At 59.1% G+C, this 17,804-nt stretch carries 16 protein-coding genes; 12 read left to right on the top strand and 4 right to left on the bottom strand.

Annotation, left to right across the window (positions count from 1 at the left end; genetic code table 11):
* Positions 1-19: 19 nt before the first annotated feature.
* Positions 20-451, bottom strand: a complete 432-nt coding sequence (gene msrB, locus ACSQ36_RS09525; protein ID WP_436181731.1) for a peptide-methionine (R)-S-oxide reductase MsrB — start codon at positions 449-451, stop codon at positions 20-22.
* 86 nt (positions 452-537) lie between these two features.
* Positions 538-2,124, bottom strand: coding sequence for a protein adenylyltransferase SelO (locus tag ACSQ36_RS09530; protein ID WP_436181732.1), 1,587 nt, complete (start codon positions 2,122-2,124; stop codon positions 538-540).
* Between the two features lie 166 nt (positions 2,125-2,290).
* Here ACSQ36_RS09530 and ACSQ36_RS09535 point away from each other — a divergent pair, with 166 nt between their 5' ends.
* The 12 genes from ACSQ36_RS09535 (at position 2,291) to ACSQ36_RS09590 (ending at position 15,864) form a co-directional block, all read left to right on the top strand.
* Positions 2,291-3,949, top strand: coding sequence for a 3-(methylthio)propionyl-CoA ligase (locus tag ACSQ36_RS09535; protein WP_436181733.1), 1,659 nt, complete (start codon positions 2,291-2,293; stop codon positions 3,947-3,949).
* A gap of 254 nt (positions 3,950-4,203) precedes the next feature.
* Positions 4,204-6,288 carry a 3-hydroxyacyl-CoA dehydrogenase NAD-binding domain-containing protein gene (locus tag ACSQ36_RS09540; RefSeq protein ID WP_436181734.1) on the top strand — a complete coding sequence of 695 codons (2,085 nt, stop codon included), beginning with the start codon at positions 4,204-4,206 and terminating at the stop codon, positions 6,286-6,288.
* 34 nt (positions 6,289-6,322) lie between these two features.
* Positions 6,323-6,949, top strand: coding sequence for a bifunctional nicotinamidase/pyrazinamidase (gene pncA / locus ACSQ36_RS09545; protein ID WP_213768268.1), 627 nt, complete (start codon positions 6,323-6,325; stop codon positions 6,947-6,949).
* 68 nt (positions 6,950-7,017) lie between these two features.
* On the top strand, positions 7,018-8,196 hold the full coding sequence (locus tag ACSQ36_RS09550) for an acetyl-CoA C-acyltransferase (RefSeq protein ID WP_436181735.1): 1,179 nt from the start codon (positions 7,018-7,020) through the stop codon (positions 8,194-8,196).
* 322 nt (positions 8,197-8,518) lie between these two features.
* Positions 8,519-9,667, top strand: coding sequence for a ParB N-terminal domain-containing protein (locus tag ACSQ36_RS09555; RefSeq protein ID WP_436181736.1), 1,149 nt, complete (start codon positions 8,519-8,521; stop codon positions 9,665-9,667).
* A gap of 2 nt (positions 9,668-9,669) precedes the next feature.
* The gene (locus ACSQ36_RS09560) at positions 9,670-10,686 is read left to right on the top strand and encodes a hypothetical protein (RefSeq protein WP_436181737.1); all 1,017 of its coding nucleotides are present in this window, start codon (positions 9,670-9,672) and stop codon (positions 10,684-10,686) included.
* Positions 10,676-11,566 carry a DNA adenine methylase gene (locus ACSQ36_RS09565; protein WP_436181738.1) on the top strand — a complete coding sequence of 297 codons (891 nt, stop codon included), beginning with the start codon at positions 10,676-10,678 and terminating at the stop codon, positions 11,564-11,566. The genes ACSQ36_RS09560 and ACSQ36_RS09565 overlap by 11 nt, the downstream gene beginning before the upstream one ends.
* Before the next feature lie 508 nt (positions 11,567-12,074).
* Positions 12,075-12,377, top strand: coding sequence for a Dabb family protein (locus tag ACSQ36_RS09570; protein WP_436181739.1), 303 nt, complete (start codon positions 12,075-12,077; stop codon positions 12,375-12,377).
* 4 nt (positions 12,378-12,381) lie between these two features.
* Positions 12,382-12,846: a PaaI family thioesterase gene (locus ACSQ36_RS09575; protein WP_213768270.1), complete on the top strand. Its 465-nt coding sequence runs from the start codon at positions 12,382-12,384 to the stop codon at positions 12,844-12,846.
* Positions 12,847-12,905: 59 nt separating this feature from the next.
* The gene (locus ACSQ36_RS09580; protein ID WP_436181740.1) at positions 12,906-13,913 is read left to right on the top strand and encodes an NADP-dependent oxidoreductase; all 1,008 of its coding nucleotides are present in this window, start codon (positions 12,906-12,908) and stop codon (positions 13,911-13,913) included.
* A 34-nt stretch (positions 13,914-13,947) separates the two neighbouring features.
* Complete coding sequence (locus ACSQ36_RS09585) at positions 13,948-14,811, top strand: SDR family oxidoreductase (protein WP_436181741.1); 864 nt, start codon at positions 13,948-13,950, stop codon at positions 14,809-14,811.
* Between the two features lie 87 nt (positions 14,812-14,898).
* The gene (locus tag ACSQ36_RS09590) at positions 14,899-15,864 is read left to right on the top strand and encodes an alpha/beta hydrolase (RefSeq protein ID WP_436181742.1); all 966 of its coding nucleotides are present in this window, start codon (positions 14,899-14,901) and stop codon (positions 15,862-15,864) included.
* Between the two features lie 46 nt (positions 15,865-15,910).
* On the opposite strand, the gene ACSQ36_RS09595 is transcribed toward ACSQ36_RS09590, so the two are convergent.
* Both ACSQ36_RS09595 and ygfZ read right to left on the bottom strand, forming a co-directional pair.
* Complete coding sequence (locus ACSQ36_RS09595; RefSeq protein ID WP_436181743.1) at positions 15,911-16,762, bottom strand: NRDE family protein; 852 nt, start codon at positions 16,760-16,762, stop codon at positions 15,911-15,913.
* Positions 16,763-16,783: 21 nt separating this feature from the next.
* The gene (ygfZ, locus tag ACSQ36_RS09600) at positions 16,784-17,770 is read right to left on the bottom strand and encodes a CAF17-like 4Fe-4S cluster assembly/insertion protein YgfZ (protein ID WP_436181744.1); all 987 of its coding nucleotides are present in this window, start codon (positions 17,768-17,770) and stop codon (positions 16,784-16,786) included.
* Positions 17,771-17,804 lie beyond the last annotated feature (34 nt).

Genomic DNA, 17,804 nt, shown 5'->3' on the forward strand with positions numbered 1-17,804 from the left:
CCGGCATCGCCCGACGCGCTTACTTGGGTTCGAATTGTAGCGCAGCCGAGTTGATGCAGTACCGCAGACCGGTCGGCGCGGGACCGTCTTCGAATACGTGGCCCAAATGCGCGCCACAGTTCTTGCATTGCACTTCAATGCGCAGCATGCCGTGCGCACGATCGGTCTTTTCGTTGATGACTTCGCCGTTGATCGGCTTGAAGTAGCTCGGCCAGCCGCAACCGGCATCGAATTTCGTATCCGACTCGAACAGCGGCGTGCCGCAGCATACACAGTCATACACACCGCGCTCCCTGTGATCCCAGTATTCGCCGGTGAACGGCCGTTCGGTGGCGGCGTGGCGCGTCACCTGGTACTGGATATCGGTCAATTCCTTCCGATACGCGGCGTCGTCCTTCTGCAGCGGAGCAACGGGGTCAACGGGGTCTTTCGTGAGATCGTCTCGGTTCATGGTTCTCTATCTCCAGATCTTTAGCGACGCCCAATAAGGCGGCTCGTTTGGGCGGCTAGTTTCGGCTCATTCATTTGGGGGCTATTTCAGGAAGAGCAACTGACTTCCAGATCACTCGCCCAGTCGGGCGGCAGGCCGGCATACGCTTCAAATTCAGGTTGTTCATCGAAGGGATGGCGCAGCACCTGTGCCAGCCGTTCAACTTCGGAAAAATCCTTCTCCTTCGCCAGGCGGATGGCGTTCTCGGCCAGATGATTGCGTAAGACATACTTTGGGTTCGCGGCGTTCATCGCGCTTGCCCGCGCTTCGTCGCTCCGTGTTTCCTCCGACAAGCGCAACCGGTAGTCGTTCGCCCAGACATCGAAAGCGGCGCGATCGAGGAACAGGTCACGCACCGGCGCGTCGCCAGAAGCGTCCGCCTTGCGCATTTTGGCCAGGTTTCGGAACGTTAGCGTGAAATCGGCGCGATTGGCGTTCATCACGTCGAACAGGCGGCTGGCGAGTTTATCGTCGCCTTCGCGAATCTCAGCCAGTCCAAGTTTCGCGCGCATACGGCGCTCGAGCGCGGGCGCAAACCGGTCCTTGAACCCTTCCAGCACCCGCTGCGCGTCTTCGATCACCTTGTCATTGCGAGTGTCGCTGTCGTATTGCGGACCGAACAGCGGCACCAGCGCCTGTGCGAGGCAAAACAGATTCCAGTAGCCAATCTGCGGCTGCATTTTATAAGCGTACCGACCCTGCGAATCCGAGTGATTGCAGATGTGATTCGCGTTGAATCCATCGATAAAGCCAAACGGGCCGTAATCGATCGTCAGCCCGAGAATCGACATGTTGTCGGTGTTCATCACGCCATGGCAAAACCCGACGGCTTGCCAATCCGCCATCAAGTCAGCGGTGCGGTGCGTGACTTCCTGCAGGAGCGCCAGAGCGGGATCGTCGGCTTCGCGGCACTGCGGATAGAACCGGTCGATCACGTGATCGGTGAGCTTTTTCAGTTCATTGAGCCGGTCGTTCGTGTAGAAGTGCTCGAAGTGGCCAAAGCGCACGAAACTCGGCGCGACTCGCGTCACAACGGCTGCCGTTTCCATCGTTTCGCGGCGCACCGGCTGATCCGATCCGATAACGCACAACGCCCGCGTGGTCGGAATGCCGAGATGGTGCATGGCTTCGGAGCACAAATATTCGCGTATCGATGACCGGAGCACCGCCCGTCCGTCGCCCATGCGTGAATACGGCGTACGCCCCGCGCCTTTTAGCTGCAGTTCGAAGCGCTTGCCATCGTGTTCAATCTCGCCCAGGCCGATCGCGCGGCCATCGCCAAGCTGGCCGGCCCACACGCCGAACTGGTGCCCCGAATACACCGATGCATACGGCAACTTCTCCGCCGGCCATTCCCGCGTGGGATTGCCCGCTAAAAGCGCTGCAAACGGCTCCGCGAACGCGGGATCTTGCGCGTCGGCGGCGTTGAAACCGAGTTGCGCGGCGGTATCGGCGGAAATGCCTACCAGATAAGGGTCGGGCAACGGCGCAGCGGGCAGGCGGGTGAGAAAGGCCGAACCGAGTGAAACGAATGCATCCGGCCTACCGGTTTCGATCGATGCAAGCAGTGAATCCACGGGAGCAAGGCTTGCGGGTTCCGCAACTGCCGCGGTGCTGCTTGGGGAAAACGACATATTGAGCACCTCATGATTAACCGATATTGTAAATCCGCGCTCGCGCCGCTGCACAAGCCCGCGCCGGGCCGCTCTCACATTGGCTGCGACACCAAATTAAGGTACTAGTCCAGGTAGTAGATCAGGCATCAAAAACCGTGCATCCGGACTTGTGAGGAACTCGCCCATGACGTCGCCGCTTTTCGGCCAGATGATGGATGTACCGCTGCTCGCTTCATCGTTGTTATCCCACGCTGCACGCCATTTCGGCGATACCGAGATTGTCTCGCGCCGCATTGAAGGCGGCATTCATCGCTACACCTGGCGCGATTGCGAAAAACGCGCGAAACAACTGTCGCAGGCGCTGATCGGGCTGGGTGTGCAACCGGGCGGACGCGTTGGCACATTGGCGTGGAACGGATATCGCCATCTGGAATGTTATTACGGCGTGACCGGCATGGGAGCCGTCTGTCACACCATCAACCCGCGGCTTTTTCCCGATCAGGTTGCGTTCATCGTCAATCACGCCGACGACGAATACGTCGCGTTCGACATGACGTTCGCCACACTCGTCGACATCATCGCGCCGCAGTGTCCGAACGTGAAGGGCTGGATTGCGCTCGGCGACGCGACTTGCATCAGCACCCATCTCGCCGATATGGCCACGCCCGCGCTCAGCTATGAAACGCTGATCGGCAAATGCGATGGCGACTACGCGTGGCCGGTCCTCGACGAACGCTCGGCATCGTTTCTTTGCTACACGTCTGGCACGACCGGCAATCCGAAGGGCGCGCTTTACACGCATCGATCGACCGTCTTGCATGCATTCGCCGCATCGCTTCCCGACGCCATGGGCTGTTCCGCCCGCGATGCAATCCTGCCCGTCGTGCCCATGTTCCACGTCAACGCGTGGGGCATTCCGCACGCCGCGCCGCTGGTCGGCGCAAAGCTCGTGCTGCCCGGCAATTGTCTCGATGGCAAAGCGCTCTACGAACTCATGGAAGCCGAAGGCGTGACGTTTTCGGCAGGCGTGCCGACAGTCTGGCTCGGCTTGTTGAACTACATGAAGCAGGCTGGCGTGCGCTTCAATACGCTCAAACGCACCGTGATTGGCGGCTCGGCCTGTCCGCCGGCCATGCTGCGCAGCTTCGAGGACGACTATGGCGTGGAGGTGATTCACGCGTGGGGCATGACGGAGATGTCGCCGCTCGGCACACTCGCCAAGCTCACCTGGAAGCAGCAGCAACGCTCACCGGAAGAGCAGCGGCATCTGCGCGAAAAGCAGGGTCACGTGATGTTCGGCGTGGACATGAAAGTCGTCGGCGATGACGGCCAGGAACTCCCTTGGGACGGCACGTCGTTTGGCGATCTGCATGTGCGCGGGCCGTGGGTAATCGACCGGTATTTCCGCAAGGAGGTTTCGCCGTTGATCGACGGCTGGTTTCCGACGGGCGATGTCGCGACTATCGACGCCGATGGTTTCATGCACATCACCGATCGCAGCAAGGACGTGATCAAGTCGGGCGGCGAATGGATCAGTTCGATCGACCTGGAAAACGTGATGATGTCGCATCCGCAGGTCGCGGAAGCGGCGTGTATTGCGTGTTCCCATCCGAAGTGGACGGAGCGGCCGCTGGTGGTGGTCGTGCTGCGTCCGGACGCGACCGTCACGCGTGAGGAACTGCTCGCGTTCTACGACGGCAAGGTGGCGAAATGGTGGAAGCCGGACGATGTTGTTTTCGCCGATGAACTCCCACATACGGCTACGGGCAAGCTGCAGAAGCTTCGGCTAAGAGAGTTGTATAGGGAGCATGTGCTGCCGACGGTTGATGAAAAAGTGGTTTGAGTTTTTTGTCTGAATCTTAGTTTCCGGGCTCTTTTGCTTTACCGGGCTGCCGGCGCGCAGCCCGGTTTTCTTCGCTCGACCCTTCGAAGCTCTTCGAAGTTTATCTCCATCCCAAAATAACGAAATTGAACGAGCGTTCTTTTTTGTGTATTCTTCTCGGGGTAACTCACAATCCCAGCGACACGGTAATCAGCGCTTTCCGGGAGTTTCCCGGAGAATCTGACTATCGGCAGGCATCGAATGGAGGTAGACAAATGGCAGTGGACTACACGACTCGCGACGGCATCGCCGTTATTACGCTGAACAATCCGCCAGTGAACGGCCTCGGGTTTTCCACCCGGCTTGGGCTTGTCGAGGGCGTTGAAAAAGCGCAGGCGGACGCGTCCGTCAGCGCGATCGTGATCATCGGCGCGGGCAAGGCGTTTTCCGGCGGCGCCGATATCACCGAATTCAACACGCCCAAGGCGACCCAGGAACCCACGCTGCACACGGTCATCAAGGCCGTGGAAGGCAGCACAAAGCCTGTTGTGGCCGCAATCCACAGCGTCGCCATGGGCGGCGGGCTCGAACTGGCGCTGGGCGCGCATTATCGGGTGGCGTCGGCGGGGGCGCAGATCGCGTTGCCCGAAGTCAAGCTCGGCATCCTGCCGGGCGCAGGCGGCACGCAGCGCTTGCCGCGCGCGGTCGGTCTGGAAACGGCGCTGAACATGATTGTGTCGGGCGCGCCGGTGATGTCGGAGAAATTGGCCGACACAGGCTTGTTCGATCACATGGCGCAAGGCGATCTGCTCGACGAAGCCGTCAAATTCGCGCAAAAAGTGGGCGCGCAAAGCGGCCCGCATCCGAAGGTGCGTGATCGCAAGATCGAGCATCTGAACGCTGAAGGGTTTATCCAGTTCGCGCGCAACGGCGTCACGCCGCTGGCGAAGAACTTTCCGGCGCCGCTCAAATGTATCGATGCAGTGGAAGCCGGCGTGAAGCTCGGTTTCGATAAAGGCCTGGCCGTCGAACGCGAATGTTTCGTGGCGCTGGTGCAAACGCCCGAAAGCCGTGCGTTGCGCCACGCCTTCTTCGGCGAACGCGCGGCGAGCAAGATTCCCGACGTGCCTTCGTCCACGCCCGTGCGCAAGATCGAACGCGTTGGCGTGATCGGCGCGGGGACGATGGGCGGCGGTATCGCCATGAATTTCGTCAATGCGGGACTGCCGGTGACGCTGCTGGAGACGAAGCAGGAAGCGCTGGACCGTGGGCTTGCCACTATCCGCAAGAACTACGAAAGCGCCGTGAAAAAGGGCCGTCTGACTGCCGAGAAACTGGAAGAACGCATGGCGCTGATCACGCCTACGCTCGCCTATGAGGACCTCAAGGACGCCGACCTGATCATCGAAGCGGTGTTCGAAGAACTCGGCGTGAAAGAGCAGGTGTTTTCGAAACTCGATCAGGTCGCGAAGAAGGGGGCGATCCTGGCATCGAATACGTCTACGCTCGATGTCGACAAGATTGCAGCGTTCACCAAACGTCCCGAAGACGTGGTCGGCATGCACTTCTTCAGCCCGGCCAACGTGATGAAGCTGCTGGAAGTCGTGCGCGGCGCGAAGACATCGAAAGACGTGCTCGCCACCGTCATGCAACTCGCGAAGAAAATCAAGAAGACGGCCGTGGTGTCGGGCGTCTGCGATGGTTTTATCGGCAACCGGATGATCGAGCAGTATCTTCGCCAGGCGCTTTTCATGCTCGAAGAAGGCGCGTTGCCGGCGCAAGTGGATCGCGCGATCGAAAAATTCGGCTTCGCGATGGGACCGTTCCGCATGAGTGACCTCGCGGGCAATGACATTGGCTGGGCGATTCGCAAACGGCGTTATCAAGAGAAGCCCGATCTGAAGTATTCGAAGATCGCGGACCGCTTGTGCGAGACCGGGCGCTTCGGACAGAAGACCGGTGCGGGGTGGTACGACTACAAGGCAGGGGACCGCACGGCGCATCCGTCGAAGATTGTCGACGACATGATCGTTGCGTATTCGAAGGAACAGGACGTCACGCGCCGCAAGATTTCTGACGATGAGATTGTCGAACGGCTGGTGTTCGCGCTCGTGAACGAAGGTGCGCTGATCCTGGAAGAAGGGATTGCATCGAAGGCGTCAGACATCGACATGGTCTATCTGACAGGCTACGGTTTCCCGTTGTATCGCGGCGGACCGATGCTGTATGCGGATACGGTCGGCCTGTACAACGTCGAGCGCGCGATGCGCAAGTATGGGGCCCAAGCCAACGGCGATGCATGGAAGCCCGCGGCGCGCGTGACCGAACTGGCCGCAGAAGGACGCGGCTTCAACAGCTAGATTCAACAGCTAGACACAACCGGTGAGATTCGCGATGAAAGGCGCTGACGAAGTCCTGCTTGTGATCGATGTCCAGAATGATTTCATGCCTCGCGGCGCGTTGCCGGTCGCTCATGGCGACGAAGTCGTGCCTGTGATCAACCGCCTCGCGCGTGCGTTTTCGCATGTGGTGGTGACACAGGACTGGCATCCGGCGAAGCATGTTTCCTTCGCCGAGAATCACGCGGGGCGCGCGCCTTTCGACATGGCCACGCTGAGCTACGGCCAGCAGGTTTTGTGGCCGACCCATTGTGTGCAAGACACGGACGGCGCGGCGCTGCATCGCGATCTGGACGTGCCGCATGCGCGGCTGGTGATCCGCAAGGGTCATCACGTGGACGTCGATAGTTATTCGGCCTTCATGGAGGCTGATCGCACGACGCCGACGGGCCTCACGGGTTATCTCCGCGATGTCGGCGCGAAGCGGGTCTATTGCTGCGGGCTGGCGACGGATTATTGCGTCGCGTGGTCGGCGCTCGATGCACGCAGCGCGGGTTTCGAAGCGGTCGTTATCGACGATGCCTGTCGCGCGATCGACCTCGACGGCTCGCTTGCGCGCGCGTGGGAGCAGATGACGGCAGCGGGTGTATCGCGAATCGGATCGACGGACTTGCTACGCTGAACGGCGGGTTGAACTAGCGGGCTCAACCCAATGAACCAACACTATTCGTATTCGAAGTGGAGACAAGCATGACTGACGCGGTAATCGTATCGACGGCACGCACGGGCCTCGCCAAATCCTGGCGCGGCGCATTCAACATGACCCACGGCGCGACGCTCGGCGGCCATGCCACGCAGGCGGCCGTGGCGCGTGCGGGCATTGACCCGGCGCGCGTGGAAGACGTGATCATGGGATGCGCGAATCCGGAAGGCGCGACCGGCATGAACATCGCGCGGCAGATTGCGTTGCGCGCGGGTTTGCCGGTCAGCGTGCCGGGCATGACCGTGAACCGCTTCTGCTCGTCGGGGCTGCAAACCATCGCGCTGGCGGCGCAACGCGTGATCGCCGGTGAGGGCGATGTCTATGTGGCCGGCGGCGTGGAATCCATCTCGTGCGTGCAGAACGAGATGAACCAGCACATGCTCTTCGATGGCTGGCTCAAACAACACAGGCCCGCCATCTACTGGTCGATGCTGCAGACGGCCGAGAACGTCGCCAAGCGTTACGAGATATCGAAAGAACGGCAGGACGAGTACGGCGTGCAATCGCAATTGCGCGCCGCGGCGGCGCAAGCGGCAGGCAAGTTCAATGACGAAATCGTGCCTATCACGGTACTTGCCGGTGTCGCCGATAAAGCCACGGGCCGCATGTTCACGAAGGAAGTCACGCTGTCCGCCGATGAAGGCATTCGCGCTGATACGACGCTCGAAGGGGTATCGAAGATTCGCACCGCGATGCCCGGCGGCGTGGTCACGGCGGGCAATGCAAGCCAGTTCTCCGATGGCGCGTCGGCATGTGTGGTGATGAACGCTACGCTGGCAGAGAAAGAAGGGCTGAAGCCGCTGGGGATTTTCCGGGGGTTTGCGGTCGCCGGATGCGAGCCGGATGAAATGGGGATTGGCCCCGTGTTCGCCGTGCCCAAGCTGTTGAAGAAAGCGGGCCTTAAAGTCAGCGATATCGACCTGTGGGAACTGAACGAAGCGTTCGCCGTGCAAGTGCTGTATTGCCGCGATACGTTGGGAATCCCGGCTGATCGCCTGAACGTGAACGGCGGCGCAATTGCGGTCGGACATCCGTATGGCGTGTCGGGCGCGCGGCTCACGGGGCATGCGTTGATCGAAGGCAAGCGGCGCGGTGCGAAGTTTGTCGTGGTGACCATGTGCATTGGCGGTGGGCAGGGCGCGGCCGGGTTGTTTGAAGTAGTGTGATTTTGACCGGTCGCCCGGCGTTTTTGATACGCTTGGGCGATCGGCATAAATCATTCGCTACATTCAGGAGCCTGTCTTGCTAAGACACATCGTCATGTAAAACTAGATGACGATGTATCATTGTAAGACATTGTTTTAATATAGAAATATTGCTTATACCGAATTGATAAACGCGTAGCTATCTTCATTTTTTAAAATTTTTTTGGCGGTGTAGCAACCGTTGGCGAAAACCCAGATCGAGTGGATAGCTGCCAGCAAAGCGACTTTGCGAGACCGCCCCGATGCTATACTCCCGCGATCCAGCGACCCTCCCACGGCCTTCATGTCTGCATCAAAATCAAAGAAAGCACCAATCCTCGATATCGGAAAAACCGGGAAGGTTTCTACCGAATTGCTGGAGTTCGACCGGAACAACCCCCGTTTGGCTACAGGTAACAACTACTCAACGGCCACCGACGTCGGTTTGATCTCTGCATACCGTGAGATGGCAGCGCTCGATGAGTTGATCACGTCCATCTGCTCAAACGGCTACATCGACCTTGAGCCTCTAATCGTAATTGGTCCCGATCAAGGGCCTTTCCGAGTGTTGGAGGGCAATCGCCGCTTGTCAGCGATCAAGTTGCTTAAAGATGCGGAACTCGCACGTGACTGCAAGGTCTCGGTTCCACGACCTGTGCCTCCAAAGGTTCTCTCAGACATTCAATCCGTCAGCGCGCACCGCGTTGAAAAAGAGGAGGATGCTGAGGCTTTTATCGGTTTCAAGCACATCAACGGGCCACACCGCTGGGACGCCTACGCCAAAGCACTTTTCGTCACCAATTGGTATAAGAGAGGCAAGAAGTCCGGGTTGTCTATAGATGAGATCGCGCGCCAAACCGGCGACACGAACAACACAATCCGTGCCTACATTTCAAGCGTTCGTGTGCTTGAGCAGGCGCAAGCGAATCGGTTGTTTGACGTAAACGATAAACATAACCGCGGCCGATTCGCATTTTCGCACTTGTACACGGCTCTCGGCAGGAAGGAGTACTTGGATTATCTAGGTCTTCGAATTGGGTGGGACCAAGACCCTTCTGAGAAGCCCGTTCACAAGGAGAAACTAGCGGACTTGGGCACTGTGCTGAAGTTTATGTACGGTTCAAAAAAAGATAACGTAGAGCCTTTAGTAGTCAGCCAAAATCCGGATCTAAAAAATCTTGGTCGATGTCTAGCAAATCCTTCGGCGTTAGCCCGCATTAAGTCGGGTGACTCGCTGACTGTCGCGTTATCTGAGATCGATGGCGCATCTATGTTCGGCGAGGCGCTAGTCATTGCAAACGCGAAACTGGATCGAGTCGTTGAGTTACTTCCGAAATTTGATGGCGACGTTGATCTGCTTAGTTTGGCCGAAGACCTGTTGACCCGTGCAGATACCGTGAAGACGATGATGGATAAGGCCGTGAAACGCAAAACAACCAAGACGGCGAAGTAAAAATGGTTCTTTCTCCGTTGCCGTTGGCGGCGCATCCTATATCCATTGCGGATTGGATTGAATTCAGCGTTCTTTGCTCGGAATTTGATTTGGCCAGCATTGTTCAACTTCAGCGCTACTGGGACGTGCAGCGTGTCGGTGAGGATGAGGACTTCGAAGGAGACTCACACACGCAAGAGGAGTTTCTTGAGCAAATTCTGTCGGAGGTACGCAACCGTGTTCACGCCCTTGGCCCATCGTATCCATTCGAATTGTCGGAGTCAGGGGATAGTCTAAGCCTGAGAGCGGATGTCGATGAGGCGGGATACATCTACTTGTTTTGTTTGCTCCTTTCTCATTTTCGCCGTGGCGAAATATTGAGCGGGGTTTATTTGCCCCCGATTAACGGACGGGTGCGCGATCTATTTCAGGTTTGCTCCACGCTAGCGGCCGCTGGTGTCGTCGAAGGATGTGCCGTGTCATTCGGTTTCCCGCGGCCCGATCACTCCGGGTTTTTGGTGAAACTTCGTGAAGTCTATGAGCGATTCGGAGAGGGGCGGGTTGTAGACGCAATTCCTGCTGGTGCATCCGTCTCCCCGAAGGATGAAGAGATCGACATTATCGCGTGGTCGCCACGTCGGGATTTCGCGGCAGGCAAGTACTACGTGTTAGCGCAGGTCGCCTCTGGCGAAGATTGGGTCGATAAATCGGTGCGCAGCGCTGTGCTGTGGTTTCACGACATCTGGTTCAGCAATCCAAGACCTGCCTCAACTGCGACGCCAGCGATGTTTGTCCCGTTTTGCATCCGGCCCACGTCAGCTGGGGAAAGCATGAAAGAACGATTGCATATCCTCACCCATAAGTATGGGGACTTTTACTACCGCTATATGATTCCCCCACTCGCGGCTCGAGGGTTGGAACTTGCTCGGACGGGTAATGAAAACATCCTAATTGAAAGATCGGATGATGTGCCTGCGTTGATTGATTGGGTACAGGCTCAAGTTGGAGAAATGAAGAGGCTATCGCTCAATGCCGCGTAAATTTGTAAACCCGTTGCGTTACCCTGGCGGAAAAGCGCGTTTCTATGCGGAATTTAAACAATTCTTTATAGACATGGGGCTTCACGGAAAGCAGGTTGTTGAGCCGTATGCAGGGAGCGCGTCGATTTCGTTTGCTTTATTGAACGATGGGTTAGCATCGTCAGCGATGCTCTTTGAGCGTGATCCGTTGGTCTTTGCATTCTGGCAATCGGTGTTCCGCCATACGGACGAACTCCTTCGCCGTGTTAGCGACCTACAGGTCAATATGAAGAGCTGGAACGGCTTCCGACCGCTTCTTGACGTGTCGTCGCCGGATGAATGGGACCTGGTGGAGCTGGGCGTGGCGGGACTTTTCTTCAACCGAACGAATTTTTCAGGTGTCTTGCACGCGGGGCCTATCGGCGGCAACGGGCAGAATTCTGCGTATAAAATCGATTGCCGCTTCAACAAGGATGACCTGTTGCGGCGCATCCAAGAAGCGGCAGGGTTCGCCGATAAGTTCGAGGTCTATTTCGGCGACGCGGTAAGTGCCCTCACGGACGCAAATAACGTCGATAACAGCGGTCGAGTTTTCTATGTCGACCCGCCGTATTTTAAAGAAGGGCGCAAGCTCTATCGCTATTCGTACCAGCTATCAGATCACCGCCGCTTAGCCAACGCACTGACGGCCGCAAAGTACAATTGGATCTTGAGTTACGATCGACACCATGTCATTGAGTTTTTGTATGATGACTTTAATCGAATTGACAAGCTCTTGCGATATAGCTCGAAGGCTCCGAAACAGGGCGCGGAACTGTTGATAACAAACCTCACGCTCGCACCTGTGATTTTGGCAGATGGCTGCGGCTCCGAGCAGCCAACCGAGCTAGAACCGGCATAGAATCTCCGCCTAAATCATAGAGCAGCAAAAAAACGCATCGCCTGTATTTTTTTGTTTATTCAGTTGCTGGTCTACGCCTCGTGGCATAGCGCAGCAGTGGCCAATCCGACGAATCCGACGAATCCGACGAATCCGAATCGGATGCATAGGTCGGACTATGGTTCGCGATGCAACCAAGGCACCGATGAGAGTGTGGAGTACCGACACATCGGAGGCCGATGTGTACCGGTCGTCGGACTACTGATCCTCTGAAGACCAATATCGGATCGCCATGCGCGCGCAGAGTTACGACGGCAAATTTGAACGCAGCGGAGCGCCCTGTTGCGCAGGCAAATCGCAACAGATGGCGACCCACGCCTACGTTACATGATCCACTGAATCTATCGTATTGGCGGTGGGCAGGGCGCGGCCGGGTTGTTTGAAGTGGTGTGATTTTGACCGGTCGCCCGGCGTTTTTGATACGCTTGGGCGATCGGCATAAATCATTCGCTACATTCAGGAGCCTGTCTTGCTACGTCACATCGTCATGTGGAAGTTGAAGGAAAGCGCCGAGGGCGGCACTCGCGCTGAAAACATCATCAAACTGAAAGCCAAACTCGAAAGCTGCCGCAGCATCGTTTCGGGCCAAGGCCACTTCGAAGTGGGCGTTGCGCAACCCGGTTACGAAGCCACCTGCGACGTGATCCTCGTCTCCGACTTCGACAATCCCGAAGCCCTTCAAGCCTATCAAGTCCACCCGAAGCATCTGGCGATCAAGGACTTCGTTGCAGCGGTACGTGAGTCGCGTCAATGCATCGATTACGAAGTCTGAGACCATGACCGATTTCTCCATACTCCCTGAAAGCCCGTTCGTCGATTCGCTCGGCGTGCAGCTCATCTCCGCCGAAGATGGCGCGAGCGAAGTACTGCTGCCGCTGACCGGCACGCATATGAACACCTGGGGCATTGCACATGGCGGCGTGACCATGACGCTTGCCGACGTCGCCCTCGCGATGGCTGCGCGCAGTCTCGCCGGCGACGGTATCGGCGTGGTCACCGTCGAAATGAAAGTCAATTTCATGCAACCGGGCCGCGGTGAACTCCGCGCGTTTGCCCGCGTGCTGCATCGCTCCACCACCATGGCGTATTGCGAAGGCGAAATTCGCGACAGCGAAGGCCATTTCGTCGCAAAAGCGCTCGGCACCTTCAAATACATGCGCAAGCTCGCCGTCGGCCGCGACATCGTGCAGCAACGCATCCGTTCAGATCCGTCCGCCACACCCGGTCCAAGCGACGCCTGACGCCGTTACTAGCGCACGTTGCCCCCTGGTTTATCCCCGGACCGCACAGGAGTATCACGATGTCAGAACACAACTCAATCAATCGCCAGATCCTCCTCGTTTCGCGCCCTCAAGGCGCGGCAAGTATCGATAACTTCAAACTCGTCGAGACTCCGCTTGCGCCGCTAGCCGAGGGGCAATTGCGCGTGCGCAATCATTTCCTCTCGCTCGATCCGTACATGCGCGGCCGTATGGACGACTCGAAGTCGTACGCCGCATCGCAACCGCTCAACGAGGTGATGATCGGCGGGACCGTGGGCGAAGTGGTGGAATCGAAGAATCCGAAGTTTGCGATCGGCGACAAAGTGGTCGGGGCATACGGCTGGCAGGAATTCGGCACGTCGGATGGGAAGGGCCTGCGTAAAGTCGACGACACCCTTATCCCGCTTTCAACCTACCTCGGCCCGGTCGGCATGCCCGGCGTGACCGCATGGCTTGGGCTCAACAAGATCATCGCGCCGAAAGCGGGCGAAACAATCGTGGTCAGCGCGGCGAGCGGCGCGGTGGGAAGCGTCGTCGGCCAGTTGGCGACCGCGGCGGGCTGCCGTGCGGTGGGCATCGCGGGCGGGTCGGACAAATGCCGCTATGTCACCGAGACGCTCGGTTTCGACGCATGCGTCGACTACAAGGGCGGCAACCTTCATGACGACCTCAAGGCGGCGTTGCCCAACGGGGCCGACGGTTACTTCGAAAACGTCGGCGGCGAGATACTGGATGAGGTTCTGTCACGCATGAACGCGTTCGGCCGGATTGCGTTGTGCGGGATGATCGCAAGTTACGACGGTTCACCGATGCCGCTTAAAAAACCCGCTCTGCTACTCACGCAGCGCTTGAAAGTGCAGGGTTTTATCGTCAGCGAATCGCCGGAAGTGTGGCCTGAGGCGCTCACGCAACTCGGCGGGCTCGTTGCGCAGAAGAAGCTGCAATATCGCGAGACCATTGCACAGGGCCTGGAAAACGCGCCGGAGGCTTTTCTCGGATTGCTCAAAGGCAAGAACTTCGGCAAGCAGCTCGTCAAGCTGATCTGAACGTTCGAAATCCAAAAGAGAGAAAGGAGACGCAGTGGATCAGTTCGACGGCAAAGTGGCCGTGATCACGGGCGCCGGCAGCGGTTTTGGCCGCGAGTTTGCATTGAAGGGCGCGGCGCTGGGCATGAAGCTCGTACTCGCCGATGTCGATGTGAAAGGCCTCGCGGAAACGGTGGAAATGGCGCGCGGTTTGGGCGCTGAAGCGCTCGGCGTGCCCACTGATGTCTCCGATGCCGCGCAGGTCGATGCGCTTGCACGCACGACTATCGATACCTACGGCGCCGTCCATCTGCTCTTCAATAACGCGGGTGTCGGCACGGGCGGTTTCGTCTGGGAAAGCAGCGCGAACGACTGGGCGTGGGTGTTTGGCGTCAACGTAATGGGCGTGGCGAATGGCGTGCGCGCGTTCACCCCGTTGATGCTCGCGCAGCAAGAGCCGGCGCATATTGTCAACACGGCGTCGGTGGCGGGGTTGCTGTCGGCGCCGGGCATGGGCGTCTATAACGCATCGAAGCACGCGGTCGTCGCGTTGACGGAGACGCTGTATCACGACTTGAAGATCGTCGGCGGCCAGGTGGATTGTTCGTTGCTGTGTCCGGCATTCGTGCCGACAGGCATTGCGAACGCCGAGCGGGCGCGGCCCGAGGGCTTGCGTAATGACGAACCGCTGACGGCATCGCAGCGCATGGCCGGTAAGCAGCTCACGAAGGCGGTGGAGAGCGGCAAGCTGAGCGCGAAACAGGTGGCGGAACTGACCTTCGACGCGGTGCGCGACCGGCGGTTTTATGTGCTGACGCATCCGAAGATTCTGGCGTCGGTGCAACTGCGTTTCGATGACGTCGCGCAGTTGCGCAATCCGACCGATCCGTTGTCGTTGAAGCCGGAGGTGAAGGGGTAGGAGGAGGGCATTGGCGAGCTGACGCCCCGAATTCGCCGCTCTATGTCATCATCGCGAGCTTCCAACGCCCACCCATTCCCTGCTCTCATGCCGCTGAATCCTGCCATTGCACAGGTCATCGAACTCATCGCGAAGGCCAAGCGGCCGCCGTTCCACACGCTTTCGGCTTCCGCCGCGCGCGCTTCGTACGAGCGCAGCGCGCTGATTCTCGATATCGCGCCGGCCGCGATGTTCGACGTCCACGAGCTCACCATCCCCACACGTGATCAAGCGTCCATCCGCGCACGCCTTTATCACCCGGTCGAGCCCAACTGGGCAGCCCCTGCGCCTATGCTGATCTACTTTCACGGCGGTGGGTTTGTAGTCGGCAGTATCGATACCCACGACTCGCTCTGCCGACGCCTCGCCGCTGACTCCGGTTGCGCGGTGGCATCGGTCGATTACCGGCTTGCGCCCGAGCACAAGTTTCCAACCGCCGTGCACGATGCCTTCGACGCCCTCACGTGGCTTCACGCGCAAGCGGCGTCGCTGGGCCTCGACAGCGCGCGTTTCGCGGTCGGCGGCGACAGTGCGGGCGGCACGCTCGCGACGGTCAGCGCATTACTCGCCCGCGATACCGGCATCTCGCTCCGTTTGCAGTTGCTGATTTATCCCGGGGTAAGCGCGCGGCAGGATACCCAATCGCACGCGCAATTCGGCGAGGGGTTCGTGTTATCGGCGAAAACCATTCAGTGGTTTTTCGAGCAGTATCTACGCGACGATAAAGACCGCGACGACTGGCGTTTCGCCCCGCTGGACGCACGCGGGCCAGTGCCGGATTTCTCCGGCGTTGCCCCCGCATGGATCGCCGCAGCCGATCACGATCCACTCTTCGACGAAGACATAGCGTATGCGGCCAAGCTCGAAAGAGCGCATGTCCCGGTCGAACTGGTTCGCTACGAAGGCATGACGCACGAGTTCTTCAAGATGGGCGGTTTTGTGCCGGAGGTAGCGAAGGCGCACGCGGACGCGGCAGATGCTTTGCGTCGATACATGGAAGTCACAGAGCAATAGAACCCGGCGCCGGGAGCTTTACGCGCGCAATCGGAACGCAACGATCCTAAGCCGCCCGCACGATCGTAAACGCATCGCTTCGTTCGAACGCGCCGGGACGTTTGATGTTATGCGAACCATCGTCGTCGCTGAGTTCCTTGATTTGCAGCGTCAAGTCCCCGCTCTTACCGTCAACCGCGGCCACGCGCAACGCCGTCGTGCTGCGCGTGCCATAACCCTCTGACTCAATAAACGCCGCCGACAACACGCGCTCGCGCTCAAGCGAGAGCCCGGTGGACGGCAGCAGATGGTCATCGGCGAGTTGGGGATTGCGCATGGTCTCGACCAGGCGGTCCAGCGACGGCCGTTCATCGACGTGAAGCAGATCCCTCAGCGCATCGCGTTGCGCGACGAGCTTGGGCCACGGAGTATCGAGCAAACTATTCGACAACCCGTGAATGCCGGGGTCAAGCAGGGAAGGCGGGGCATCGGCACGATTGCCGTACCAGGCCATTTCGCGCCGCGTGAAGTCGCCGACAACCAGATTGAACCCGTTGTACCGATGCCCGTCGCGGGCTATCGCGTCCAGATAGGCCATCGGCGCGACCGGTGCGCCGGATAAAAAGTCACTGACCAAAGTACCGCGAGTCGGAGCGTCAGGCCGTACTTCCGCCGGCGCCCGATAGTTCGTCAACGCGGCAAAACGGCCGTCGCGCGTGACGCCGAGCCAGGTTCCGCCGCCCGTCAGATCGCGTCCGGCGAGCACCCCCGGGGCGTTTTCCCACCAGTGCAACGGCTCGGTTTCACGATGAAAAAACTCGTCGCGATTCGCCGCAAGCGTGAGCAATGGGCGCTCAGCATCAGACGACGCCGCGTCCGGTTGCCAATGCGGTTGCCAATCGAAGACAATCAGGCACATGAGCGAACCGTCCGCAATGAATCAGACTTCGCTCGGCAGCGCATAGGGCAGCGGCGAGAATTTCAACGCGGGACCGTCCGCCGCACCGACGTGTACCGAACCCTGTTCAAGCGCCGCGAGCTTGATTTCCACGAGCGCATCCACGCCGCCGCCGGGCGCGGGCGCCACATTGACCACGAGACCGCACGGCTGGCCCGGGTCGTCGGAGTGGAACAGTTCGTCGCCGGGCTTCGCGGTTTCAGCATGGGCCAGCGACGTGCGGCGCTTGATCGTGCCACGATACTGGCTGCGCGCCACCACTTCCTGCCCCGGATAACAGCCCTTCTTGAAGTTGACGCCGCCGAGCACGTCGAAATTGACCATCTGCGGGACGAATTGCTCGGAAGTCGGCTGCGTGATGCGCGGTTCGCCTGCGTGAATGTCGAGCCAGTCCCATAACTCGGCCGGGGCACGCACGAGCTGCTTTTCGATATCGGCGAGGTGCGCTTCAACGTCAGCCTTCGGGCCGACCCACAGGAAACGTGGCCGGCCGGCGGCGTCAGGCACACGGATCAGCGAGCCGAGCGGGCCGTCCACTTTCACATGCACGCCGTCTGGCATGGCATCGAAGAGATGGGACAGCGTCTTGCGGACATCGCCGGCAAAACCGACCGCGGCGAGCGACGGCGTGGCATCGGAGAGCTTCGCTTTCGCGCGCATCACGAACATCGACAAGCGTTTTTGCACCGACGCCTGTATGTCGGCGGCGAGCATCAGGCGCACGGCTTCACCGCTTCGCCACATCAAAAACGACGCCAGCAAGCGGCCTTTCGGCGAGCAATAACCGGCCAGTCGCGCGCTTGACGCGTCCAGGTGCTGGACGTCGCTCGTCAATTGCGTATGAAGAAAAGCAGCGGCGTCGTCGCCGGTTGTATCGATAATGCCGAACTGCGTCAGCGGCACGAACACGCCGGCGTGAAGGACGGCGTCGAAGGGAGATGAAAGCGATGAGACGGTCGGGGAATTCATGAACCTGACTTTGACGGGTGCGAACGAAGTTATT

This window comes from Caballeronia sp. LjRoot34, assembly GCF_964253815.1.
In the GTDB taxonomy this organism is placed as follows: Bacteria; Pseudomonadota; Gammaproteobacteria; order Burkholderiales; family Burkholderiaceae; genus Caballeronia.